Raw genomic sequence first — 25,205 nt, forward strand, 5'->3', positions numbered from 1 at the left:
TAGACGCCGGATGCACTCGACGGTCTCCCGCGAAAAAGTCTCATCTTCACCCTCTGCCCAGCGCTGGCGGATGCTGGTCCTGCTCTCGATCGCGGAGGTCCTCGGTATGTCGGCCTGGTTCTCGGCGAGCTCGATCTCGCCCCAACTTCAGTCTCTATGGCAGCTGAACCTGGGCCAGGTGGGCTGGTTGGTGGGCGCGGTGCAACTGGGCTTCGTCGCCGGTACGGCCGCTGCCGCGGTGCTCAATCTCGCGGATGTGGTTTCTTCGCGGTCCTACTTCGCCTCCTGTGCGCTGGGAAGCGCTCTGGTCAACGCCGGGCTCGTGGCGGCACCTGGGTACGCGACCGCTCTCGCACTGCGATTCCTTACCGGAGTTTTCCTGGCCGGCGTCTACCCGCCGGCGATGAAGATGATCGCGACCTGGTTTCGAGCCCGCCGCGGTCTTGCCATCGGGACGATCGTCGGAGCGCTGACCGTCGGCAAGGCGACACCGTATTTGATTCGGGCCCTCAATCCGGCTGACTTCAGAGTCGTGCTGCTGGCGACCTCGGTTGGAAGTCTCCTGGCGTCCGCCCTGGTTGCGCTCTTCTACCGCGAGGGACCGTTTCAATTCGAGCGCAGAGCCTTCGCCTGGGGGCTCACCGGGACGGTGCTCCGTCACCGCCCCACCCGTCTGGCGACAGCCGGATACCTCGGACACATGTGGGAGCTCTACGCCATGTGGACATGGATACCGGCGTTCCTGGCCGCATCGCTCGCGGCCACCGAGACGAGTCCGCAAGAGTCATTCTGGCTCGGCAAGGACCTGCTCGCGTTTGGCGCGATCGCGGCCGGCGGACTCGGCTGCGTATGGGGCGGGTGGGAGGCCGACCGGCTGGGTCGGGAGCGACTGGTCAACCTGGCCATGGCGGCGAGCGGCACCGCGTCGATCGGAATCGGCCTGGTCTTCGGCGCCAGCCCTTGGCTCCTGGCGCTCGTAGCCTGGACCTGGGGGTTCTTCGTGGTCGCCGACTCGGCTCAGTTCAGCACCCTGGTGACCGAGGTCACCCCTCAACACGCAGTCGGAACGGCGCTGACCCTGCAAACGTCTCTTGGTTTCCTGCTCACCATGGCGACCATCCAGCTGGTTCCTCTCCTGGTGGACCTGGTGACCTGGCGTTGGGCGTTCGCGGTTCTCGCTCTGGGGCCCGCCGCCGGTATCGCTGCGATCCGCAGACTGGCGGTGCTCCGAGCTGGCTAGAGGCCGAGGCCTTGGGGATCGAATCTCAGCCAGACAACGTCGCGCCTCGAGGCTGTCTCATCTCGGGCGTCGGTTTCGGTGACCGGAGCGAGGTCGATCGAGCGGTGGAACTTGGTGCCCATCGCCGGAATTCGGCTGAGAAAGGAAATCGTTCCGAGGGCGGGCACCTCGGCTTTGGCATTCCGCGCGTCGCCCGGAAAGTCCGGCGCCAAGACGCCGACAAACAGCCCCTCACTCTCGACCGCGACCGTGACCGAACCTGCGAGAGTCCTGCCGTCCAACAGTCTCATCCAGCGCACCCCTGAATAGAACCCTCTCGCTGAGCGCCCCGGGGTGTCCTGATCGACCGACCGCCTCCAGAGGCCGGGTTGCGGACCGGCCAGGCGATTGGCCCATACCGGCCAGGGTCCGTCGCCGAGCCACTCGAGCCTAGAGGGCTCGAAGTCCGCCAGCCGGAGGGTGAAACCGGCGGCGTTCGGGTCCATGTTTCCGCCGCGCTCAACCTCCAGCCTGATCCAGCCCGAAGCGTACTCCGTCCAGACGGTGGAGAAGTCTCCGGCTCCGATCGCACCTATCTGCTCAACCGATTCAATCCACCCAGGAGGAGCGCTTTCGGCTCCAGTGACCGCTCCCTCTTGGACAGGTAACCAGCTCTCGAGCAGGTCTGAGCGCCCTTCGTTCCAACCGGCCCACTCTCCTATCTCCCGCCCATAAGGATCCAGCGCGACCAGACGTAGAACGTCGAACGCCCCGTCGGGTACGACTCCAAGGCTCACGCGGCCGCGCTGCCCGGGACCGAGCCTGGGGCCACGGCGTTCGAGCTCGAACAAGACGCGCGGCTCCGAGCCGGACACGGGATCGGGAACTGCGAGTCCTTGCCAGCGAAGCGTGCACTCCGAAAGATCGGTTCGAAAGAAGCGGTTCCGGACGTCGAGGAGACCGTTCTTCCAATCGGCGCTCTCGATCTCGATCGGCGACCAGATCTGCCGCACCGCCTGATAACTCGCCTCTGGTTCTCGGTACGGCCCGACGATGCCATCCGGTGCGTAGTTGCCACGCGTGTCGATTGCCCCGGCACGGTCGGTACGAACCACTCCTTCGTCCAGAAGCGCCCAGAGAAAACCACCGGCCCCTCGCGGCGAGCTCGAGATGGCCCGCCAGTAGTCGGCCAGGCCGGAGCCACCGCCTCCGTCATAGAGCCCATGCAGCATTTCGGTCGGAAGCACGAGATCCGGCGCTCTCCCCAACCGAAGCAGGCGGCCGAGGCTCGAGTCGGACCCCAGGGTCTCGCGCAACTCAGCGTAGGTGGGATAGTGCCTGGCGTTGACACCAGCGGCCGTCGATCCCGGATGAATCACCGGTCGGCGCTGCGGATCGTGGCGTCCGAACTCGCCATCGAGAAGGCTGTTCCAGCCGCCCTCGTTGCCGTTGGCCCACAGAATCACCGAAGGGTGGTTGACGTCGCGGCGTACCAGTTCGCCGATCAGGCGGCTGCCGATACCCGAGCGATAGGCATCGTGCCAGCCGGGAAGCTCGTCGACTACGTAGATGCCGAGCTCGTCGCAGGCCTCCAAGAACGACGAATCCGGTGGGTAGTGCGATGTGCGCACTGCATTGGCGTTGAGGCCCTTGATCAGCTCGGCGTCCCGGCGGTTGAGACCGCGGTTCAGGGTGCGGCCCGATTCGGGCCAGAACGAGTGCCGGTTGACGCCCTTGAGCAACACGCGATGGCCGTTGACAAAGAGACCCTGGTCCGGCCGCAGCTCGATGGTTCTGAAGCCGAACTTCCACGCTTTCGGCCTGTGGAGCGCGTGTCCGTCCTCGCTGAGCCGGGCATCCAGAGAGTAGAGCCTTGGCCGCTCGCCGCTCCACGGTTCGACCCCTGGAATCCGCCCTCGAATGGTGATCTGGTCCCGCCCGCCGTCTACCCGACTCGTCAAAACCGGCCCCACTTCGCTGGCTCTCGGGCCGATCTCACGCACCTGGACGGTTACCTCCTCGCCACCCTCGACCCCGGCGAGCTCTATCTCGACGGCCAACTCACCGTCGTGACGAGCGTCGATCGCCACATTGGAGATCGAACGGGCCGGAACCGACTCCAGGTAGACCGGCCGGTAGATACCTCCGAACACCCAGTAGTCCGCCTCGCGCTCGGCGCGATTGACCGAGTCGTCCGCCGATGCTTCGGACACTTCGACCTCCAGCAGGTTCGATCCCCCGTACTCGAGCCGATCGCTCACGTCATAGGCGAACCGGGTGAAGCCACCACGGTGGGGAGGGCCGGCTGATCTGCCGTTGACCTTCACCACGGCATCTGTCATCACGCCCTCGAACACGAGTCGAACGAGGCGTCCCCGCCAAGCCTTGGGAACTACGAACTCGTGGCGGTACCGACCGACTTCGGCGTGGAGCCTGGCCTCCGGATCGTCCTTGCCATAGGCATAGCTTCCCAAGCCTTCGAGCTCCCATTGCGACGGCACCGGAATCTCGATCCAGGATCCGGCGCCGCGGCCCCGATCGATCTGGAACTCCCAGTCGACGCCATCGCCAAGACCGGTTCCCGAGAGGTAGCGCCTTTCGGTGGAGGAGTCATCAATGAGGTTGCCGACGGCGGGACAGGCCAAGCCCAGCCCGACAAAAAGTAACCATACGGCTACAAATACTGGCATCCGTGAATTGTGCTTATATGCTTACCCATAAGGCTTCTGCACAATGACAATAGCTAGACATCGGCCGTGGCAACTCTCAGGGACCGAGCACGGATCCCGACTCAGGCTGTGCTCTCGGACCGTCCTTGCGGTCAGCTCCCGACGCCTGCACGGCTCCCACTCTACCCGCAAACCCGGCTCGCACCCATTGCGCCCGCCGCGCCTACCTTACAGGGTGGTCCGGGATGCCAGCCTCAGGGCGGTGGCGCGATCATTCCAGCTAATGCCACGATGCAATCCGCGGTCATCGCATCATAAGGTGTTACAGACAATGCCAGCGCTTTCAGGCTTCCATAGGACGATTCGATTCTCGGCAGCGCCGGTATTGGTTGCCGCGCTCCTTTGCGCAATTCTGCCCGTCTCAGCCACCCTCGCCCAGGACGCCGAGGAGTGCCTCTTCTGCCACGAAGACGCCGACATGACCGGGACCCGGGACGGTCAGGAGATCTCGGTCTATGTAGACCCCGAGGCGTACGCGGCCTCGATCCACGGCGACTGGGATTGCGTCTCATGCCATGTCGACCTCGAAGGCGCTGACATGCACGATGACGAGGTCGAGCCGGTGAGCTGCGGTGAGTGCCACGATGCCGAAGCCGCAGGCCTCGAAAAGAGTCGCCACGGCCGCTTCCGGGCGACCAACGAGCGCTGGGCGCCGAGCTGCGCCGACTGCCACGGTAGTCATGACATCCAGGCGGCCACCGTCGGAACGTTGAAATGTTCCAACTGTCATGCCACCGCGGTCGCACATCAGCGTCGCAGCCTGCACGGCGAGGCGGCCACTCGCGGCGATCAGTTCGCCCCGACCTGCACCGATTGCCACGGCGGCCACGACATCCTGCCGTCCTCCGATCCACGAGCCATGACCGCAGTGATGAACGTGCCGCTTCTGTGTGGTCGTTGCCACCAGGAGGGATCCGAGGTCACCATCAACCGCGAAATCTCGCAAGACAGCATCCTCGAGAACTACTCGATGAGTATCCACGGCGAGGGCCTGTATCGGCAAGGCCTCACCGTGACCGCCGTCTGTACCTCATGCCACACGGCCCACGACATCCTCCACCACGAAAACCCCGCTTCGAGTATCAACCGTGACAACGTCGCCCGAACCTGCGCTGCCTGCCACGGTCAGATCGAGCAAGTGCACCGCAAGGTCATCGAAGGCCGGCTTTGGGAAGAAGAGCCGCACAAGATCCCGGCCTGCGTCGACTGCCATTCGCCGCACAGGATCCGGCAGGTCTTCTACCCCGCGGGCCTGGCAAACCAGGACTGTCTCACCTGTCATTCCGATCCGTCCCTGACCATGGAGCGCGACGCTCAGACGATCTCGCTCTTCGTCGACGAGGCCATTTACTTCGGCTCGGCGCACAACGACACCGCCTGTGCTCAATGCCACACCGACGTCACCCCGTCACTAACTCGCTCGTGCGAAACCGTCACCTCGAAGGTGGATTGCAGCATCTGCCACGCCGAGCCGGTGGCCGAGTACACGGGCGGGATCCACGGCTCTCTGATCGCTGAGGGTGACCCGGATGCCCCCACCTGCATCGACTGTCATGGCAAGCACGACATCCAGCTGAAGGAGGTGCCTTCATCGCCGACCTTTGCACGCAACGTTCCCGCGCTGTGCGCGAACTGTCATCGAGCCGGTGAGCAGGCGGCGGTGCGAATCGAGTCTGAGATCGAGGACATCTTCGACAGTTACCTGGACAGCATCCACGGCAAGGGGTTGGTCGAGAGCGGTCTCCTGGTAACCGCCACCTGCGCCGACTGCCATACAGCGCACGGCGAGCGGCCTCCCACCGACGAGCTGTCGTCGGTTCATCACGACAACATCGCGGCAACCTGCGGGGGCTGCCACCACGGCATCGAAGAGACCTTCAAAACCAGCATCCACTACCCGGCGGAAGCCGACCCCGAGCATCGCTTTCCGAACTGCGAGGACTGTCACTCATCGCACACCATCAGTCGTACCGACCAGCAGGATTTCAGGTTCACGATGATGAACCAATGCGGTCGCTGCCACGAAACCGAGGCCGAGACCTTCTTCGACACGTTTCACGGCAAGGTCTCCCGGCTCGGCTCGGCGGGCTCCGCCAAGTGCTACGACTGCCACGGTACTCACGACATTCTACCGGCCTCGAACCCTGCTTCGGCTCTGGGCCGGGATCGGGTCGTCGACACTTGTGGCAACTGCCACGAGGGCTCCCACAAGCGGTTTGCAGGCTATCTGACCCACGCCACCCACCACGATCCCGACAAGTACCCCTGGCTCTTCTGGACCTTCTGGGCCATGACCACCCTCCTGGTCGGCACTCTGACCTTCGCCCTTCTGCACACGCTGGCCTGGCTGACCCGGCTGTGGTTGAACCGGGAGGAGTGGAAGAAGCACAAGCTCCTGGCAAAAGCCAACAGCAAAAAGCTCTACCGCCGCTTCAACCGCTTCAACCGGACCTTGCACGTGTTGATGCTGGTGAGCTTCTTTACCCTTGCGCTAACGGGCATGGCGCTCAAGTTCTCCTACATGGCCTGGGCTCAGGCCGTGTCCTGGCTACTCGGCGGCTTCCACACAATGGCGACCCTGCATCGGATCGGCGCCGTGTTTTTGGTGGCGATCTTCTTCGTCCACCTCTGGGACGTGTGGCGCAAGAAGAAGGCATCCGGAGAGACCTGGCTTCAGATGATCGCCGGCCCCAACTCGATCCTGTTCAATAGACGCGACGTCAAGGAAGTAGTTCAGTCGATTCGCTGGTTCTTCGGCATGGGTTCACGCCCCCACTACGGTCGCTATACCTATTGGGAGAAGTTTGACTACTTCGCGGTCTTCTGGGGCGTGCTCGTGATTGGCTCGACCGGGTTGATCCTGTGGTTTCCCGAAGTCTTCACTCACATTGTCCCGGGTTGGTTCGTCAATGTGGCCACCATCATCCACAGCGATGAAGCCCTGCTGGCGGTGGGATTTATCTTCACCATCCATTTCTTCAACACCCACTTCCGGCCTGACAAGTTCCCCATGGATCCGGTCATCTTCACCGGCCGGGTCACCCTGGACGAACTGCAGTACGACAAGCCCGGTGAGTACGAAGAACTGGTCAAGAGCGGGCAGCTCGAAGAGCACCTGGTCGATCCCGTCCCCAAGCCGGCCGAGAAGGCGATCCGGTTCTTCGCCTACACCGCGCTGGCGATCGGGCTCGTCCTGATCGCCCTGATCGTCTATTCGATGCTCTTCGGTTACCGCTGAGCGGCTCTTCGCTGACTCGCCGGCCGCTAGCCCTCGCTCGTCGACTGCTTCTTGCGCGCGGGCACTCTGGCCGGCCTTCGGTGGCGAGTCGAGCGCCCATTCAACCAGGCGGTGTCCATGGGGTAGATCTCGGGATCGAAAATCACCGAGTAGAAGTGCCAGACCAGAATCGCGAGCGTGGCGAGAACGGCCTCGTAGAAGTGAATCACCGTCGACAGATCGGCTACCCAACTCGGCAGCCAACGCAGGGTCCATTCCTCGAACCACAACAGAAAGCCGGTCGCCGCCATGATGACCGTGCCCCAGATCACCGCCAGGTACTCGGCCTTCTCGACGTAGCCGACCCATGGCTCCGGCGGCGGCACGGTCCGGCGTCCGGCCAGAAAAGAGACCTTCTCTTTGATCTCGACCCAGTCCGCCCGCCCGGGCCACATCTCGGCGATACACCGTCTCGCCCGTCTGTCCCTGAGGAGGTGGATGACATGCACGGCGCCCGCAGCCAGCATCACCACCGCCGCGACGCGGTGAATCCAGCCGCGGAATCCGAACAGCGACAGCGACCACCAGGCCTCCGGGTACTTCAAGGCGAAACCGGTGTAGGCGAGAACAATGAAACTCAGCGCCAACAGAGCGTGAGCAAGGCGAAAGCCCTGCGACATACGCTCCGGCGCGTCGGCCGATGCCGGCCCCATCCTTGGCTCGGGATGCCGGGCTTTTCGGTAGAGGTCGAGCAGGTTGTGCAGCAGCATGACACCGATCGTGACGAAGATCAGTGAAAGATAGGCTTTGCGCACCCAATACACCACCGCGTGCTCCCTCTTGGTGGGCAAAACGTGGACCGGACCGATGGCGAACTGAGCGCCCGCACCGGGATGGCAGTGGCCGCAGGTCGCCGCCAGGTTGGCGGCATGAGTATGGGCCGCAGGATCCGACGAGGGCAGGATGTCGTGGACGCCATGGCACGAGGCACAATTGGCGACCGTGACCGAGCCGCCACGCGAAGCGAGGCCGTGAAAGCTGTCCGAATAGGCCGGCACCTTGTCCTCGGACATGCCGAACTTCGCCGACAGCCGGAGATCGCCGTGGCAGCGACCACAGGTAACCTTGGGCAGGTTGGTGGCAAAGACCGGGGACTCCTCGTTCGCCGGTCCCAGAATGCGATGCTCACCGTGACAGTCGGTGCAGACCGGCGATTCTTGGATGCCGTGTCTGGCGGCCTTGCCGTGGACACTGGCCTCGTACACCGCGGTAATCTTCTCGTGGCATTGGCCGCAGGTCTCGGGCACTCGTTCGCGGTGGACCTTCGAGCTCACGTCGGCCGCCGGCAGGATGTCGTGGGCGCCGTGACAACTGCTGCAGTTGGCGCCGCCGTTGCCCTCGATCACGGCACCGGCGTGAACGCTCGCGGAATAAGCCGCCAATGGCTGCACCAGCCGGATGCCCAGCTCGCCTGCAAGATCGGCGTCGGCGTGGCAGGCACCACAGGTCTCGGCGATTCTGTGCAAGTGAATCGGCGACCCCGGATCGGTCTGCGAAACCAGCTCGTGGATCGCGCCGTGGCATACCTGGCAGCCACCACTCGGCCATTCTGCAGCTCCTCCCGCGCGGCCGTGGACACTGCTCTCGAGCACCATGGCCGTTTCGTCGTGGCAGTCGGCACAGCCCGGTGTCAGCCCACCGTCCATGTGCTCCTCCGACTCGGTGCCCGGATGGCAATCGATGCACTCGGCGAACTCGTGCACCGAGGCCGCCAGGGTCTCGGCCGGGTCGTCATGGCAGTCGAGACAACCGGCCTCCTGTCCCTGTACCGGCAAGGCCAGAGCCAAGAATCCGAGCAAAACAGTGGCCGCAGCTCCCTGGCAGGAAAGTTCTCGGGTCGACACGACTCGCTTACCTCCTCGAAGACCGGCCTCCGCCGGCATTCTGTCCTTCTTGCTGGGCGGCGCGCGCCGCCTCACAAGGCGGACCCAAATACCACCCCGCCGGACAGTGAACGTTCGAGCTCTCTGGAAGTGCCGCCGAGGCGAGTCGGTTCTATGCGTCTCTATATGGTTACTCATTCTCCTTTCACAGCCTTCGACCAGGCACGGTATTCACGACTGTAGATCCATCGACTACACTCCCGGCGAGAGCCGCGCCTTTTCGGAAGAGGCAACTCGTGGACCTGCCTTCCGTAGAAGGCTTGAGAGAAGAACCGAGGAGAACCGCCGCATGCCCCGACGACTCCAACGCCACCCCCGACCTTCGAACCGTTCGCTGGCGATCGCAATTGCCGGCCTGGCGCTTGTGGCGTGCAGCCTGCGGGGCGCCAGCATGGCCGAGATCGAGCGCATTGCGACGTTACTGCAGCTCGCGCCGGGGCACGTGCTCGCGGACGTCGGCGCCGGCGACGGCGATTTTTCCGAGAAGCTAGCCGCAAAGGTCGGGCCCGAAGGGCGGGTCTTTGCCACCGAGGTCAAGAAAGACCTGGTCAAGAAAATCGAGAAACGCATGAGCCGCAAAGGCCTTTCACAAATCGAGGCGGTCCTGGGCAACCAGGATGAAATCGGCTTGCCGCCGGACTGCTGCGACGCCGTTCTGCTGCGCCTCGTCTACCATCACTTCGTCAAGCCCGAGAGAATGCGCGCCGAGCTCTGGCAAGCCCTCAAACCGAACGGGCTGATCGCCATCATAGACATCACGCCGCAGGAGCACTGGAGCAAGCTGCCCGGGGTGCCCGATCGTGGTGGCCATGGCATCCCCAAGGGCGACCTGGTCGCCGAAATGGTGGGCGCCGGATTCGAGTTCGTCGAGCAGCAAAACAACTGGAACAACCAAGAGGACCGATTCGCGGTTCTGTTCCGCAAGCCGAGAGCCTAGATCGCATCGCCGGATTCTCGATCAGCCTCTTGCAGGGCGAGAACCTGCTCCGCAGCCAGTAGAAAGGCCCCGCTGGCGTAGACCTCGGAGTGCCGCCCGGAGACCCGGCCGGGCTTGGCGCCGGGCTTCTGGACCCAACCGAGGCGGCCCTCTCCATCGACGTTTCGGAAGAGTCCTTCCCAGGCCGCCGCGACCACCGGCAGAAAGTCCTCGGGGTCGAGGATGCCCTGGTGAACCCCCCAGGCGAGAGCGAAACAGAAAAGCGCCGATGCGCTGCTCTCTCCGGGAGCCGACGAGCTCGAGCCCAGAAGATCCGAACGCCAGAGTCCGTCGTCGGCTTGAAGCTCCGCAATCCGCTCGGCAAGGTCGCGGAAGACCCGCCTGTAGAAGATCTCGCTTGAACGAGCTTGCCCCAATTCGTCTATCAGGCGGGCCAGACCCGCCAGAACCCAACCGTTACCTCGAGCCCAGAATCGAGGATCTCGCTCATCGCGGAACCTGAGATCGCGATGGAACAACCGGTGCTTCTCGTCATAAAGAAGGTCGTACGCCTCGCGCCACAGCCGATCCATGAAATCGAGGTATCTGGCGTCACCGGTCGCTCGGGCAAGCTTGGCCAGAGCCGGAGGCGACATGAACAACGCGTCGCACCACCAGTAGTCGATCCGCTGATGCTCCTTGGTCCAGCTCGGCGGCTCGCTCATCATCCGATCGATCGCAATCTGAAACGGTCTGTATCGCTCAGCGCCGTTTTCGATCCGAATGAGCTCGAGATAGGTCTGGGCGATGGCGTGATCGTCGGCGTGGCGGTGGCGCGCCCCGATCTGCCAACCGGCTCGTTCACCGACCGCGATCATCGCCTCGAGGTACTTCGAGTCGCCCGTAAGGCGGTAGGCCGCCATGACGCCGGAGTAGAAAACGGCGTTGGTCCAGTCTTTGGGATCGTATTCGGGGTGATCGAGCTGCCAGTCGGCCACCCTGGCCGCCACGGCTCGGATCTGCGCCGGCTCCAGTGGATCGACCTCGGCCTCCGATACCGCCCGGGGCTCAGCGGCGCAGCCTCCGACCGACAGCCAAAAGGCCATGACGAACACGGTAAGGATTCGCTGCATCGGAGCACCGTCTCGCGCTACCATCTCGCCATTCGCCACCGACAGCTACAGCGTTTCTTTGGTGGTTACCAGGTACTGGATGCTCTCGATCGAGCCGCCGGCGTCGAGCGGAAACGCCACGTCCAAATGAACGACGGTCTTGCCGCTCGAGCGGGTCGGGCTCATGCGCAGGCCGAATCCCACATCCCTCAGCACGCCGAGATCGTCTTCGCTATCGGAGCCCGCAAACCAGGCCGTGCCGATGTCCAGAAACACTGCCGCCCCGAGAGTGGCGAGCTTGAACACCTCCCTCTTCGAGTAGTAACGCTGCTCCAGCGTCAGGAGCAAACGGCGATCGCCGCTCTGGAAGCGAAGCGGGTAGCCACGCAGACCGCTGTCACCTCCGATCAGGAGCTGCTGTTCCGCGTCCAGGTTCTCAACCGCCGCGGCCTGAAACTCGGCGTAGAAGATGTGTCTACCCAGGTTTCTGCGATAGAAGCGGACCGTTCCGCTAAGTGCAGCATTCGCAAAGCCTTCTTTCGACCACCGAGTGCCGCCGGTGCTGTCGATGAAGAGCAGCCTTCCGGGACCCAGGTGGAATCCGCTCGAAGCGTCGAATCCCACCAGCGCCTCGTCACGGTCACCACCGAATGCGGGCGAAGACCAGCCCGCCCGGGCGCTGATCACCGTACCGAGGTTGACGTCCTCGATACGAGCGATCTTGTCAAGATCTGCCGCTTCGATGAACCGGTCTTCGACCCAGTCAAAGCCGATCCAAGGATAGGAGATCGTGCGGTCGGGGGGGAGATCCGTTGGAGGCGGTCGGTCCGCGAGCTGGGTGAAGCGATCGCGCAGGAACGTAAAGCCGAGACTCAAGCGCCGAGCCACACCGTCGTGAAGTCCTCGAGAGAACCCCCAGAACGCAGTCAGCTGATCGATCTCGTGCCGGAACTCAGTCGCGACCTCGCCGCGCTCGAAGAGCGGATCGATCCGCTCTTCCGTCAGAAGCGTAATGCCCTTGGATCGCCGCGAATCGAGAGCGAAGAACGGACGCTTCAGCTTGAGAAAGCGGCGGTAGCCATCGGAGTTCTCCTCCAGTAACACCTCGGCTTCGGCCCGCGTCCCGAAGAGATTGAAGTCCCGGAATTGAAACTCGTTCCTAGTGCGTTCGACATCGGACTCGCGGCTGACGCCCAACTCCTTTCCGGTGCCCAAGAAGTTCGTGTCCTCGATGTGAAACCGTGTGCTGTTCTCGCCTCCGCTCCTTGAATACGAAGCGCCGCCGGTCAGGGTCCACACGTCGCGAGTTCTCACCACAACGTCGACCTCGCCACCGATCTCCTCGCTCTTGCGCCGATACGCGGTGGGCCGGATTTCCGCCTCGTACAGGTAGCCCTTGCTGCGCAGCAGGCGCTCGGACTCCTCGAGTAGCCGATGCGAATACGGATCGCCGCTCTTGAAGAGAAGCTCTTTTCGAATCACGTTCTCCGCCGTCTTGCGTCGATAGCGGTTCACCATTCGAAACAGCTTCCGATTCTCGGTCGGGTCGCTCTCGTCGAAGACATTGCCGACCTCCACCGAGATCGCGCCGATCCGCACGTTACTGGCCTCCAGAAAGCCCTTCGGCGGAACCACGTGGTCGCTTGACGCAGACTCCGCCGTACCCGCTTCCCCTTCTTGCGCTTTCCTGTAGACGCGCAGCCGGCTGGGCTCCGGATGGGGCGGGTCACGTGGCCGATCACGATTGACCGGTAAGGTCTCCCACCGAAGGAAGTACTCGCCGCGGCGATCGTGGATGAACTCGCGCACCTCCATGCCGGGAACCGGGGATTCCGGCTCATTCAGAAGTCGGAGACCGTCAGGGATCGGCAGCGTTACAACCGGCGTCAGCGTATCCTCGTCCAAGACCCAGATGCCGGCTCCCTGCTCGACATGCCGAAACTCCTGGGTCAGGTTGCCGTGCTCGTCGATCGTCGGGGGCCTCACGACGGTCGCTTCTTGCAGCGTTCCGGTCCTCGCTAAGTCCCAGCGATAGGTCCAGTCGCTGGCCCTGGCTACCTCCCAACCGTTGCCTGCCCAGCGGCTGTTGTAGGCCTGGCTCTTGCCGGCGGCGTCGTACTTCGAGTAGGTGACGATTGGCCGGTGCCGAGCGTCCCAACCTACGCCGAACGCGACGCCGGCCAGCCCGCCACCCGATCGGACCGGGTCGACCAGAGCCTCTTCGACCCCGGGCCGTATCGGCAAATCGAGACGCTTGCCGGAGGCGGTCTCCCAGTGGATCAGATCCCGGCTGCGGGCGTACGAGAGATCGTGATTGGTTGCCCCATCGGGGCTTTCGCGCCACAGCCAGACCAGATGGAAGTAGCCGTCGGGTCCCTTCACCGGACCGACGGAATAGGCGCTCTCGGATTCCTCGCCGTCCAGCAGCGGCTCGGACAGGTGGCGACGCCAGCGCCTCGAGTCGACATCGTATGCGTTCAGAATCTGCGTGCCGTTGCCGCTCTTGCCGTCCCGATACTGAAAGTAGAGCTCGTCCTCGGCGCCATGAATGAAGCGTGGGTAGCTCACCCGTTTCTCGAGCTCCCCGACCATGCCCGGCGTCTCGAACGACGAGATGTCATGCGCTGCCGTGGACCGGAAATACACCAGCCTGTCACCGTGCATGTTGCCGCTGACGTGGATGAAACCTGCCAGGTCTACCGCCATGGCGAGGTAGTTGTGGGAGTCCCAACCGACGACCGAAGGCAGGCGTTGAAAGCTCCAGTCGGCCGAGTCCAGCGATCGCTGCGCCACCGTCATCCGGCGCTGGGGGTCGTAGAAAGCGACGTACTGCCACCGCCCGGCTGTCTCGAGAGCGAAATGTACCGGGTGACCCGACCAGACCGGCGCCACATCGACGCTCTCCAACCCCGCGGGCTCGGCTTCGGCCGCGACCGGAACCTGCAGCCGTAGGATCCAAATCAGCGCGATCGCTACTGCCTTCGAGCTTCCGCTGCCTACGCGGGTGATTCCAGTCAAAGTACAGATCTCCCGAACGGCCGAGAGCATACCGAAAAGGAATCGGAGACGTGGCGCGAGCCTGACCGAGTGCTCCGCCTCCAGTAAACTGCTCACTATGGAGTTCCATCCCGAGGCTCTGTCCGTCCGCAATCGCTACAAGCTCCTGATCGGCGCCATTGTGCCTCGACCGATCGCCTTCGTCTCCACGGTCTCGACCGACGGCACGACCAATCTGGCTCCGTTCTCGTTCTTCAACGGCGTTGGGTCGAACCCGATGACTCTCCTTTTCTGCCCGAGCAACCAACCGGACGGATCCGAGAAAGACACTTTGCGCAACTGCAAACCGACCGAGGAAGGGGGAACCGGCGAGTTCGTAGTCAACGTGGCCACCGAAGCCTATGCCACGGCAGTGGCTGCCGCCGCCGAGCCCCTTCCGGCGGAACAAAGCGAGTTCGATCTGACCGGCCTGGCCAGCGTGCGGTCGCAGGTCGTCCGTCCTCCCCGCGTCGCCGAGTCCCCTATCGCCTTCGAATGTCGGACCACCGAGGTCATACGCACGAATCCGGGGCGCCCCGGCGGAGGCAACGTCGTGCTCGGCCGGGTCGTCCACGTGTTCGTGCGAGACGACCTGGTCAACGATCGAATGCACATCGACGCCGACAAGCTGGCGGCCATCGGGCGCATGGGCGGAGCCGGCTACGCCACGACTCGGGATCGGTTCGAAATGCCCCGCGGTCGCGCCGCCCTGGACGCCGGCCGGCGTCAGCCGCCCCAGCGTGAGCGGTAGCGCACGTAGCTCCGGTTGCGGCTGGTAGAGACGTTCAGGAGGGTTCTTTCGGCGACCTGTCCTGAGCATCCTTGCCGTCGGGTTCCTCGGCTCTCACGACCCCGGCTGCCATCAGACGCGCCAGGACCATGAGAATCGCCGCCAACCAGAAGGGCCAGCGAATGCCGACGAACTGAAACACCGCACCCGCCCAGATCGGTCCCACCATGCGGGACACGCCACCAAATGCCTGTTGAACGCCCAGGATCATCCCGGTCTGGCCCTCCGGGGCTTGCTCGGAAACCAGTGAGGTCGTGGTGGGAAAGAGCAGTGCCGTGCCGATGGGTATGAAGGTGATCGCGGCACACAGCGTCCAGATCGAGCCCGCGAAGGGCGCCAACGCCATCCCGAAAGCCACACCCAGAGCCCCCATACGCATCGCCCGACGCTCGCCGAATCTGGTCACCGCCGGTCCGAGAAGCAGCGAGCGCATGATCAACGAAACTCCTCCGACATACATAAAGAACCATCCGATACTTCTCTCGTCGATCCCAAACACACGCTCGAGATAGAGGGCGAAGATGCCGTTCATGGCCATGAACGACATCATGCCGAAGGTGTAGATCCAGACCAGACGCGGTAGCGGCCGCGTCGGATGGAGCAGAAACTCGACGATCGCTCCGCGTGTCGCACCCTTCTGCCGCCGGCGGCTCGAGGTCGACGACACCTCGGGTTCCGGCAACCAGCGCCATCCAAAGGCAAAATTCAGCAAGCAAACGGCGGCAGCGAGATAGCCGGGACCGATTCGCCCTACCGCGAGCGAGCCCACAACGGGGCCCATCATGACGCCGGCGCTGGTCGCCGCGGTCAACCAACCGAGAGCCTTGGCGCGCTCCTCCCGACCGATCGAGTCGCTGACGTAGGCCTGAATGACACCGGTGGTCCCGCTTGCCGCACCCTGAACGAAACGGGACAGGAAGAGTAGCCAGACGGAATCGGCGATCTCGAAAATCGAATAGGCCGCCGCCGCAACCAGGAGTCCCATCAGAATCATCGGCCGCCGGCCATAGTGGTCCGACAGCCGCCCCCACATTGGAGCCGAAACGAGCTGCGCGAGCGCGAACATCGACACCAGCGCGCCCACCCGAACGGGATCTGCGCCGAGTTTCTCGGCGTAGAACGGCAGTAGCGGTAGGACGATGAAGAAGCCCAGCATGTCGACAAAGACCGTCGCCATGAGCACCCATATCTTCTTGAGTGCACCGCCCTCGCTCACTCGGTGGCCTCTTTACGGCTCCAGAACACGAAGGCCAGGGCGCTCGCGACCATCAGGAAGACTCCATAGGCGGCTGCGATTCCGGTCTCCTGCAAGCGCAGGTTCGACAGAATCTCGATCGAGATCGGCCGGGTCTCGAAAGTGTAAAGAACGATCGAGGTGACGAAATCCCCGAGAGCGGTGATGAAGGCCAGGCCGGCACCGGCCGCCAGCGCCGGCCGCAACATCGGCAGCACCACGCGACGGAGCGTTCGCCAGCGACCCGCGCCGAGAGAAGCGGCGGCCTCCTCGAGCGAAACGTCAAACTGGCGCAAACCAGCGAATGCGCTCCGTCCGGTCACCGGCAAACTGCGAACCAGATAGGCCAGCGGCAGAATCACTGGAGTGCCGATCAAAACGAAACGACCCGCATAGGGCGCCGAAACACTGAACGCGGTCGCCAGGGCAACGGCGAAGACAGTGCCGGGAACCGCCCACGGCAAAGCCACCAGGGTCTCCAGAAGCGCACCCAGCCGGCCACCGGCCTTGATCGAGCTTCGCGCCGCCGCGAGTCCGAGCGTCACCGCGCCGGCCGTGGCCACAAGCGCCATCCAGAGTGAGTTTACGATCGGGCGCAGGCGCTCGGCTCCCGCGGCCAGCTGGCTGTAGTTCGAGACATCCAGGACCGGCGGCACCGCCTCCACCGTCCAGGTTCCCGGAGGCACGAACGAGACCAGGATGAGCGTCAGGTGCGGAAGCAGGAGAAAGAGCGCCAGGGTCCAGCCCAAGGCGGCGGCCGCAAGCCGTGAGCGCCGGCTCTCGAGTGTGCGCCGTCTCGGGGCCAGACCACGCACTCCTCCGACCACGGCCACCCGACGCCGGTCGAACGCCAGCAGCGCTCCCAGACCCGCCACGGCCGCCAGGGCCAGAACCACCGTTTCGACTTGCGCCGCCACGATCTCGCCGTTGAGTTTCGAGGCCACGATCTGCGTCGTCATCACGCGGAAGCCGCCACCGAATATGTAAGGCGCCGAGAACGAAGACAGCGAGGTCATGAAGGTGAGAAGCGCGGCGCCGGCGAGTGCCGGGCGCAAGAGGGGTAGAACCACCCGCCGCAGACGCCTAAACCTGCCGGCACCCAAGCTGGCGGCGGCCTCTTCCATCGACGGATCGAGCCGGGTCAACGCCGCGCGGGTAAAGAGATAGAAGTAGACGTACATCGAGTAAGCGTGGACCAGGAGAATCGCGCCCGCACCTCTTAAGCGCCAGGGCGGCGCGTCGAGACCCAAAGTGAACTGCACGCTCCGCGTCAGGAAACCGCTTTCGCCGTAGAGGAACAAGAATGCGAGGACGCCCACGAGTGGCGGCAAGGCCACCGGCAGCGCAACCAGGCCGCCAAGGATGGACCGGCCGGGGAACTCGAGCCTGTCGAACACGAACGCCAGCGGTACTCCGATGGCCGCGGCGAGCAGGACCGAAGCGCCCGAGATCCACAGGCTGCGCCAGAGTGCCAGCCACTCGTCGGCACGCTCGGCGAAGGCCTGAAAGTGACCGAGCGTCGGCGCCCTCGGAATGCCCAGGGCCTCGAAGAGCGTCAAGATGAGTGGATAACCGACGATCCAGACGAGCACCGTTGCCAAGGCCAAGCCCCCCAGCCGAGGCACGGCCTTTCGCGACTGCGAAGAAAGGTTCACTCTGGGTCTCGCTCGACCGGAAAGGCCGTGGGCACGATGGAGCCGGACCGCAAGCGAAGCCCCAGCCGATCGCCCGGGGCGAGGTCGCCTTCGGTGGCAAACTCGATCTCGGAGCCTTGATCGAGCTTGACCCGCACGAGATTCTCGCGTCCGGCAAAACGCCGCTCCGTCACCTCTCCGTCAAGTACGCCCGAATCCTCCCGGCCTGCCTGTTCCCAGGCCTCGGGCCGAACGTAGACCTCGACTCGACGGCCTATTGCCGCCGCGTCCTCGTCCACGGCGACCGGGAACCTGAGCGACGAATCGTGGGAGGCGTCGAGCTCCACCAGGGCATCTGCAACGAGCCGGCCTCGTAGTACCGAGGCCCGGCCGACAAAGCCCGCAACGAAGGGCGTTGCCGGCCGGCGATAGAGCTCTTCAGGGCTTCCGATCTGCTCGAGCCTGCCGTGGTTGAGAACTGCCACCTTGGTACCTACGTCGAAGGCCTCCTCTTGTTCGTGAGTCACCCAAACGGCCGTGATGCCGATGTGCTCGAGGGTCCCCGCCAGCTCCTGGCGCGTCCGCTCACGCAGCTCCGGATCGAGATTCGAGAGCGGCTCATCGAGCAGGAGCAAGCGTGGCTCTGGCGCGAGCGCGCGCGCGAGCGCCACCCGCTGCTGCTGGCCGCCCGAGATGGCGTCGATTCTGCGATCGGCGAAACCCGCCAGATCGACCTGTTCCAGAGCCCGCTCGACCGCACCTCGGATGTCGCCTTTCGACCGGCCCCGGGACTCGAGGCCGAACGACACGTTCTCGCCCACGCTCAGATGAGGAAAGAGAGCGTAATGCTGGAACACCAGCCCGAAGTTCCGCTCGGCCGCGGGCAACGCGCCGACCGACTTTCCTGCCACCAGAACCTCGCCCCGATCGACAGTCTCGAAGCCGGCAATCAAACGCAGCAACGTCGTCTTGCCACTGCCGCTCGGCCCGAGCAGAACCAGCGTCTCGCCTTCCTCGACCTCGAGCGAGATCTCCCGCAGGACGACCGTCTCGCCGAAGCTCTTCGCGATGCCCTGGAGCTCCAGAAACGCCATCACACAAGCCTCTGCCATGCCATCGACACGAGGCTCGACAAGGGGTTTCGCAAATGGCTGAAGACCCCAGGCACGCGACCGAGGGCTCCGCAGGCGTACTTCGAAGTACGTCGAGGACGCCCGAGAGAGCGTAACGCCGGAGATTCAGTCATTTCCGAAGCCGCGGTCTATCCTTTGGACCGGACCTCGCGGTCCCACCTTCTCATCCACTCCTGCCCTCGCTCCCCCAGCAGATCCCAGTCAATCTGCGCCGGCCGGATCTCGGCGAGCGCCAGCTCCGCCCATTCGGGCAGCGAGCCGGGCGGGAGATCATCACGCGCCGGCAGCCGAAAGACCTCGCGCGCCACCAGGCCCAGAGCCTCCTCACTGCCGATCCAGTCGATGAAGTCCTGGGCCGCTTCGGCGTGAGGAGCTCCTGCGACAAGCCCGATCGCGTCGTCGATCACGGGCGTTCCGCTGGTCGGAAACTTGTAGCTCACCGGAGCATCGCGCTCACCCAGCAGAAGCGCGTCGGTGAGCTCCCAGATCGTGACCAGGCCCTCTTGGCGGACGATCTTCTCGAACAGGAGCGCCGGGTTCTGGACATAGTCCGAAGTCTGGGCGTCGAGCCGGCGCAGCCAATCGAGCCCTGCATCTTCCGAGCCGGTCTCAGCGACCGATCTCGCCAGAATCAGCCCAAACGCGGTACGCATGGTTCCACTGGCGAGGGGATCCCGGATCACGACCTTCTGCCGCCAGCGCGGATCCAAAAGGTCTTCCCAATCCCGCGGCGCCTCGGACTCAGGAATGGCCGCCGAGTTGTAAAGCAGAACCGGCACGGCTCGATAGAGTCCAAAGTAGAGATCCCCGGAGTGCCGACTCTCCGGCGGCAAGTGATCGGCCCAACTCGGGCGATATGCGGCCAGAAGACCCTCGGTTGCACCGCGCGAGAGGATCGTGTCGGGGCCGCCGAACCAGAGGTCGGCCTGAGGGTTCGCTCGCTCCGAGCGCACTCGATCGTAGACTTCCTGTGAGCCCATATCGAGCCAGCGAACGTCGACCTGGGGATTGGTCGCCTCGTAGGCCTGCTCGACCAGCTCCAGAAGGTCGCGACCGTGCGGCGAGTAGAGCACCACCGGCGTGCGGCCGTCCGAGCAGGCGCTCAGAAGCATCACCCACAGCAGTAAGAAGCCCTTCGCACCAGCCTGAAAAGATGCACCTGCGCTGCGCGAAGACATGACGTCGGATTCTATCGGCTCACCCGACATCAGTCCCTTTATACTTCGCCGATGGGAATGAACCGCAAGCTCGGGGCCACCGCCGTCTTGCTCATGGTCCTATCCGCAGCAGTCGAACCGGCGCCGGCCGACGCCGAAGAGAGCTCGCTCGCGAGAATGCTCCAGAGCATCACCCACGATTTCGACCGCGAAGGCCTCGAGCCCGGCATCGTCTTCCAGGGAGAGGCCGGAGACCTCCAGGCCGGCGTCCGTTGCGCCACTCGGCCGATTGCGGACTTCGAGAGGCAGTTCATCGGATCGGCCGTAGCGGAGCACCTTCGAGCAGCGGGTACCCGACATCGCATGAAGGACCTCGAGATACCGGTCCATTTCCACATCCTGCGCAAGAAGAACGGAGACTGGAACATCACCGACCAGCAGATCGCGGAACAGCTGGACGTTCTCAACCGGTCCTTCACGGCCCACGGCTTCAGCTTCACCCTCGATGGCGTGTCACGGCGCAAGAAGAACAAGTTCGCCAAGAAGTGTCTCAGCGAAAAGGTGGAAACCAAGTTCAAGAAACGCTATGCCCTGGACCCGACTACCACGCTCAACATCTACACCTGCCGCCCAAAGGACGACGTTCTCGGCTACGCGTACTTCCCTTCGGACTATCCGGAAGACAGCTTCATGCACGGAATCGTCCTGCTGCACTCCACCTTCCCGGGTGGCAAGGCTACGCCTTTCGATCTCGGTGACACCGCGGTGCACGAGACCGGGCACTACCTAGGCCTCTACCACACGTTCGAGGGCAAGTGCTCGGCAAAGAACGATCGGATCTCCGACACCCCCCGCGAGAAAATGCCCGCCTCGGGCTGTCCTGTGACCCGCGATACCTGCCCCGAACCCGGCCTCGACCCGGTCACAAACTTCATGGACTACAGTGACGATGACTGCGTGGAAGAGTTCACTCCGGAGCAGGAGCAGTGGATGAAGGACCAGATCGCGACATTCAAGCCGGGCCTGATGTAGGTCGCCCCGCCGGCCATGAACGTAGATCGGGTACTGGAGGCCTTCCGCCGCTGGGGCTACCTGGAGGCGGATCTGGACTGGCTCGAACGGCTGGTCCCGGAACGACACCCCGAGCTTCACGATTGGACCTCGGACTCCGAGCAGGAGACCGCCCGACGCGCTCGCGAAGCCTACTGCGGCACGCTGGCGGTCGAGTTCGGTCACATTCCGGACCCGGAGAGGCGGCGGTGGATCGCCGACGCGATGGAAACCGCAAACGAGGCTGCTTCGAACGAGGCAACTCTGGAGCTGCTGCTCCGGGCCGCCACGTTCGAAGAAACGCTTCAGAGCCGCTACATCGGCAACAAACGCTTCTCGGTCGAGGGGCTGGAGGCCCTCGTGCCGCTGCTCGCCGAGATGCTCGAGACCGCCGCCGAGCGCGAGGCGGCGAAGGCGGTCCTGGCCATGAGCCATCGCGGGCGCCTCAATGTCATGGCGCATGTCGTCGGCGTTCCCCTCACGAAGCTGCTGGCCGGATTCGAGGACGTAGCGCCGAGGAGCATCATGGGCGCCGGCGACGTCAAGTACCATCTCGGCGCCACCGGCCTCTACAAGGCCCGCGGTGGTCGCGAGCTGAGCATTCACCTGGTATCCAATCCCAGCCACCTCGAGGCGGTCGCTCCGGTTGCAATGGGCAGGGTCCGGGCCAAACAGATGCGCCTCGACGACCGCGACGGAGTCAAGGTCGTTCCGATCATCATGCACGGCGACGCCGCGTTCGCCGGGCAAGGTATTGCCGCCGAAGCGCTCAACCTCGCCGAGGTCGACGGATTCTCCGTAGGCGGAACGGTCCATGTCGTGGTCAACAACCTGATCGGCTTCACCACCGAGCCGGCGGCGCTTCACTCTTCGCGGTTCGCGTCAGATATCGCCAAGCGCTTGCCGATTCCGGTCTTTCACGTCAATGGCGAGGACCCGGACGCGGTCGCGCGGGTGGCGCGGATCGCGATGGCCTATCGATACGAGTTCGGCAGCGATGTGGTCGTCGACTTGATCGGCTTTCGGCGCCACGGGCATAGCGAAATCGACGACCCGACCATGACCCAACCTGACATCTATGCCCGAGTCAAGGCGCGACCACCGCTGTGGAAGACCTACGCCGAGCGGATCGGAACCGCTGCCGACGAGCTCGACACCCTGGTCGCCGCGGTACGCGAGGAGTTCGGACAAGCCAAGCAGATAGCGGAATCTCTGGAAGAGATTCCTGTCTTGCGCCGGCTGCCGTCCTACTGGGACGCGTTCGAGGGCGGCGGGCACAACGACAGGCACGAAGTCGACACCGGGTTGCCTGCCGAAGCCATCGAGGAGTACACCCGCCGGCTGACCACCGTACCCGACGGATTCAGCGTCCACCCCAAGCTTCTGAAGCTGCTCGAGCAGCGTCGCGAAATGGGCGCCGGCCAACGCCCGGTCGACTTCGGCATGGCTGAGGCGCTGGCTCTCGCGTCCCTTCTCGACGGCGGCCGTCCGGTTCGCATCAGCGGCCAGGACACCCGCCGGGGAACGTTCAGCCATCGGCACTCGGTTCTGGTCGACGTCGAGAGTGGCGGCGAATACTGTCCTCTCGACCACATCTCGGAGCACCAGGCCGGGTTCGAGATCTACAACTCGGTGCTCTCCGAGGCAGCCGTACTCGGCTATGAATACGGCTTCAGTCGCGACTATCCGGAGGCGTTGGTGGCCTGGGAGGCACAGTTCGGCGACTTCGCCAACGGCGCCCAGATCATCTTTGACCAATTCGTAACCGCCGGCGAGGACAAGTGGGGACTGCTGTCGGGCCTGGTGGTGCTCCTGCCGCATGGCTACGAGGGACAGGGCCCCGAGCACTCGAGCGCAAAGATGGAGCGCTTTCTTCAGCTCGCCGCCGAGGACGCCATTCAGATCGCCTACCCTTCGACCGCTTGCCAGTATTTCCACATTCTGCGCAGGCAGACGCTACGCAAGTGGCGCAAGCCGCTGATCGTTTTCACCCCCAAGAGCATGCTCAGGCACGCGGCTGCGGCGTCGCCACGCGAGGCTCTGTCACGGAACCGGTTCTCCAACGTCTTTACCGAAAAGACCGTGGACTCGGCCCGGCGCGTCATCCTCTGCACCGGCAAAATCCGTCACGAGCTCATGGCGGAGCGAGCCAGGAACCAGCTCGACGATGTCGCCATCGTCTCGATCGAGCAGCTCTATCCGTTCCCGCACCGCGAGGTCGGAGCCGAGCTCGACCGGCATCCCGACGCGCGCGAGATTCTCTGGGTCCAGGAAGAGCCCGCCAACATGGGCGCGCTCTTCTTTGTCGTGCCGCGGATCGAGCAGGTGAGTCGTGGTCGTCACGTGCGCACGATCAAGCGAGCCGCCAGCGGCAGCCCGGCGACCGGCTCGTTCAAGGCCCATCAGCTCGAGCAGAGAACTCTAATCGAGCTGGCCTTTCGTTAGCAGACAGGGGGACACAATACGTAATGCAACGGACGGCCTGGCACCGACCGTCATGAATACAGTCATCGTTGCATTACGTATTGTGTCCCCCCGCCGATAGGAAGAGAATCGCTTTATGCCAATCGTAACGCCAAAACAGCTCCGCCAACTTCAAAAGGACATGGGACCGAGCAAGGGAGGTGCGTCGATCATGCCATTCCGAATCGTCCGGCCCTACCAGAAAGGCCTCATCGAGCGCCTCGGCAAGTACCAGCGAACCGCTGAGAGCGGCCTCAATATCGTCCTGCCGTTCATTGAAAGACTGATCAAGGTCGACATGCGCGAGCAGGTCGTGGACGTTCCGCCTCAGAGCGTCATCACCAAGGACAACGTGGTGGTCGAGGTCGACGCGGTGGTCTACTACGAGGTCACCGATCCGGTGAAGGTCACCTACAACGTCGCGAACTTCTATGCCGCCGCCACCAAGCTGGCCCAGACCAACTTGAGAAACCTGGTCGGCGACCTGGCTCTGGACGAGTCCCTGACCTCGCGCGAGGTGATCAACTCGAAGCTGCGAGAGATCCTCGACCAGGCCACCGACAAGTGGGGAGTCAAAGTCGCCCGGGTCGAGCTCCAGCGCATCGAGCCGCCCACCGACGTGACCGAAGCCATGCATCGTCAGATGAAGGCCGAGCGCAACAGACGCGCCGCAATTCTCGAAGCCGAGGGCCAGAAACAGGCCCAGATCCTGGAAGCGGAGGGACACAAGGAGGCCGACATTCTCGAAGCCGAGGGCCAGGCCGAAGCCGTCAGGCGCAGGGCCGAAGCCGAGCAGTTTCGCCGCAAAGCGGTGGCGCAGGGCGAGGCCGAAGCGATCACTCATACCTTTCAGGCAATCCACGCCGCCAAGCCGACACGCGAGCTGATCGCCCTCAAGTACCTGGAAGCGCTCGAGACGATGGCGAACGGCAAAGGCTCGAAGGTCTTCCTGCCCTATGAAGCCTCGGGCGTTTTGAGCAGTCTCGCCACCATGCGCGAGATCTGGCAAGACGAGGCGCCTGCGCAAGAGCCCAATCGCGAGCCGTAGAATGGCACTGGTCGACAAGCAGGTCGACCGAGTTCTTCTGCTGGGCATGACTCTGTGTCGAGAGTGTCGCGCCGGTGCCGCCCCTTCGTGGACAAAGAGAGGTCCACTTCGGGGCGCACGCTGCGCTCCTTCAGTTATCGAGCCGAGAGGTTGAGAGGGAAGAGGAAGTGTAGCGGTCGACCTCCGTGTCGGCCGAACTCCGCACCTCCCGAGCACACCCAGAGCCCGAGACCTGAGGGCCGGCCGCGTGCACCTCGGAGCGAGGCTCTCCATCTACTGATGGCTCGCGAAGAGGTGGCACCTGCGGCCCGCTGACACATCGGCAGGTGACCGTCAGGACAAAGCCAGGTACAACCCGAAGCCGAGCGCGAACCCGAGTGGCAGGGTCGTCAGCCAAGTCGCCGCGATCTTGCCGATCGTGCTCCATTCGAGCTTGCCGTTGACCAACCCGATACCGAAGATCGCCCCGCAAGATACGTGGGTCGTCGACACAGGCACACCTATCCGCGACGCTCCCAGAACCA

16 protein-coding genes are annotated in these 25,205 nt (G+C 64.0%); 7 read left to right on the forward strand and 9 right to left on the reverse strand.

The annotated features are described in order from the left end of the window. Nucleotides 1-70: 70 nt before the first annotated feature. Nucleotides 71-1,240, forward strand: coding sequence for an MFS transporter (locus GY769_17290; GenBank protein ID MCP4203674.1), 1,170 nt, complete (start codon nucleotides 71-73; stop codon nucleotides 1,238-1,240). On the opposite strand, the gene GY769_17295 is transcribed toward GY769_17290, so the two are convergent. Next, nucleotides 1,237-3,909, reverse strand: a complete 2,673-nt coding sequence (locus tag GY769_17295; protein ID MCP4203675.1) for a glycoside hydrolase family 2 — start codon at nucleotides 3,907-3,909, stop codon at nucleotides 1,237-1,239. The two genes, GY769_17290 and GY769_17295, sit on opposite strands and share 4 nt — an antisense overlap. 310 nt (nucleotides 3,910-4,219) lie before the next feature. Here GY769_17295 and GY769_17300 point away from each other — a divergent pair, with 310 nt between their 5' ends. Next, on the forward strand, nucleotides 4,220-7,186 hold the full coding sequence (locus GY769_17300; protein ID MCP4203676.1) for a hypothetical protein: 2,967 nt from the start codon (nucleotides 4,220-4,222) through the stop codon (nucleotides 7,184-7,186). A gap of 26 nt (nucleotides 7,187-7,212) precedes the next feature. Here the strand turns inward: GY769_17300 and GY769_17305 are convergent, their stop codons facing one another. Next, nucleotides 7,213-9,069, reverse strand: a complete 1,857-nt coding sequence (locus tag GY769_17305) for a hypothetical protein (protein ID MCP4203677.1) — start codon at nucleotides 9,067-9,069, stop codon at nucleotides 7,213-7,215. 328 nt (nucleotides 9,070-9,397) lie between these two features. On the opposite strand from GY769_17305, the gene GY769_17310 reads away from it, so the two are divergent. Further along, nucleotides 9,398-10,045: a class I SAM-dependent methyltransferase gene (locus GY769_17310; protein ID MCP4203678.1), complete on the forward strand. Its 648-nt coding sequence runs from the start codon at nucleotides 9,398-9,400 to the stop codon at nucleotides 10,043-10,045. Here the strand turns inward: GY769_17310 and GY769_17315 are convergent. Together GY769_17315 and GY769_17320 are read right to left on the reverse strand one after the other, a co-directional pair. Beyond that, entirely contained in the window at nucleotides 10,042-11,157 is a 1,116-nt protein-coding gene (locus tag GY769_17315; protein MCP4203679.1) for a glycoside hydrolase family 88 protein, read from the reverse strand. The two genes, GY769_17310 and GY769_17315, sit on opposite strands and share 4 nt — an antisense overlap. Nucleotides 11,158-11,202: 45 nt before the next feature. After that, nucleotides 11,203-14,250 (reverse strand): hypothetical protein, encoded by a 3,048-nt coding sequence (locus GY769_17320; GenBank protein MCP4203680.1) that lies wholly within the window; start codon nucleotides 14,248-14,250, stop codon nucleotides 11,203-11,205. Nucleotide 14,251: 1 nt separating this feature from the next. Between GY769_17320 and GY769_17325 the strand changes: the two genes are divergently transcribed. Beyond that, nucleotides 14,252-14,923: a flavin reductase family protein gene (locus tag GY769_17325; protein ID MCP4203681.1), complete on the forward strand. Its 672-nt coding sequence runs from the start codon at nucleotides 14,252-14,254 to the stop codon at nucleotides 14,921-14,923. Nucleotides 14,924-14,957: 34 nt separating this feature from the next. Here GY769_17325 and GY769_17330 read toward each other — a convergent pair whose 3' ends face one another. The 4 genes from GY769_17330 to GY769_17345 all read right to left on the reverse strand — a co-directional run bounded on the left by GY769_17330 (nucleotide 14,958) and on the right by GY769_17345 (nucleotide 20,141). Further along, a complete protein-coding gene (locus GY769_17330; GenBank protein MCP4203682.1) occupies nucleotides 14,958-16,178 on the reverse strand; it encodes an MFS transporter in 1,221 nt (406 codons plus the stop codon). Beyond that, nucleotides 16,175-17,803, reverse strand: a complete 1,629-nt coding sequence (locus GY769_17335; protein ID MCP4203683.1) for an iron ABC transporter permease — start codon at nucleotides 17,801-17,803, stop codon at nucleotides 16,175-16,177. Before GY769_17335 ends, GY769_17330 begins: the two co-directional genes overlap by 4 nt. 44 nt (nucleotides 17,804-17,847) lie before the next feature. Next, nucleotides 17,848-18,924: an ABC transporter ATP-binding protein gene (locus tag GY769_17340; protein ID MCP4203684.1), complete on the reverse strand. Its 1,077-nt coding sequence runs from the start codon at nucleotides 18,922-18,924 to the stop codon at nucleotides 17,848-17,850. Nucleotides 18,925-19,091: 167 nt separating this feature from the next. Then, nucleotides 19,092-20,141 carry an extracellular solute-binding protein gene (locus tag GY769_17345; GenBank protein ID MCP4203685.1) on the reverse strand — a complete coding sequence of 350 codons (1,050 nt, stop codon included), beginning with the start codon at nucleotides 20,139-20,141 and terminating at the stop codon, nucleotides 19,092-19,094. A gap of 51 nt (nucleotides 20,142-20,192) precedes the next feature. On the opposite strand from GY769_17345, the gene GY769_17350 reads away from it, so the two are divergent. From GY769_17350 to GY769_17360, 3 genes are all read left to right on the forward strand, one after another. Beyond that, on the forward strand, nucleotides 20,193-21,152 hold the full coding sequence (locus GY769_17350) for a zinc metalloprotease (GenBank protein ID MCP4203686.1): 960 nt from the start codon (nucleotides 20,193-20,195) through the stop codon (nucleotides 21,150-21,152). Nucleotides 21,153-21,167: 15 nt separating this feature from the next. Then, on the forward strand, nucleotides 21,168-23,615 hold the full coding sequence (locus tag GY769_17355) for a 2-oxoglutarate dehydrogenase E1 component (GenBank protein ID MCP4203687.1): 2,448 nt from the start codon (nucleotides 21,168-21,170) through the stop codon (nucleotides 23,613-23,615). Nucleotides 23,616-23,775: 160 nt separating this feature from the next. Continuing rightward, nucleotides 23,776-24,681, forward strand: coding sequence for an SPFH/Band 7/PHB domain protein (locus GY769_17360; GenBank protein ID MCP4203688.1), 906 nt, complete (start codon nucleotides 23,776-23,778; stop codon nucleotides 24,679-24,681). 333 nt (nucleotides 24,682-25,014) lie between these two features. Here GY769_17360 and GY769_17365 read toward each other — a convergent pair. Further along, nucleotides 25,015-25,205: inorganic phosphate transporter (locus tag GY769_17365; protein MCP4203689.1), on the reverse strand; the 191-nt coding region annotated here is incomplete at its 5' end.

The sequence above is a fragment of the bacterium genome, assembly GCA_024224155.1.
Classification (GTDB): domain Bacteria; phylum Acidobacteriota; class Thermoanaerobaculia; order Multivoradales; family JAHEKO01; genus CALZIK01.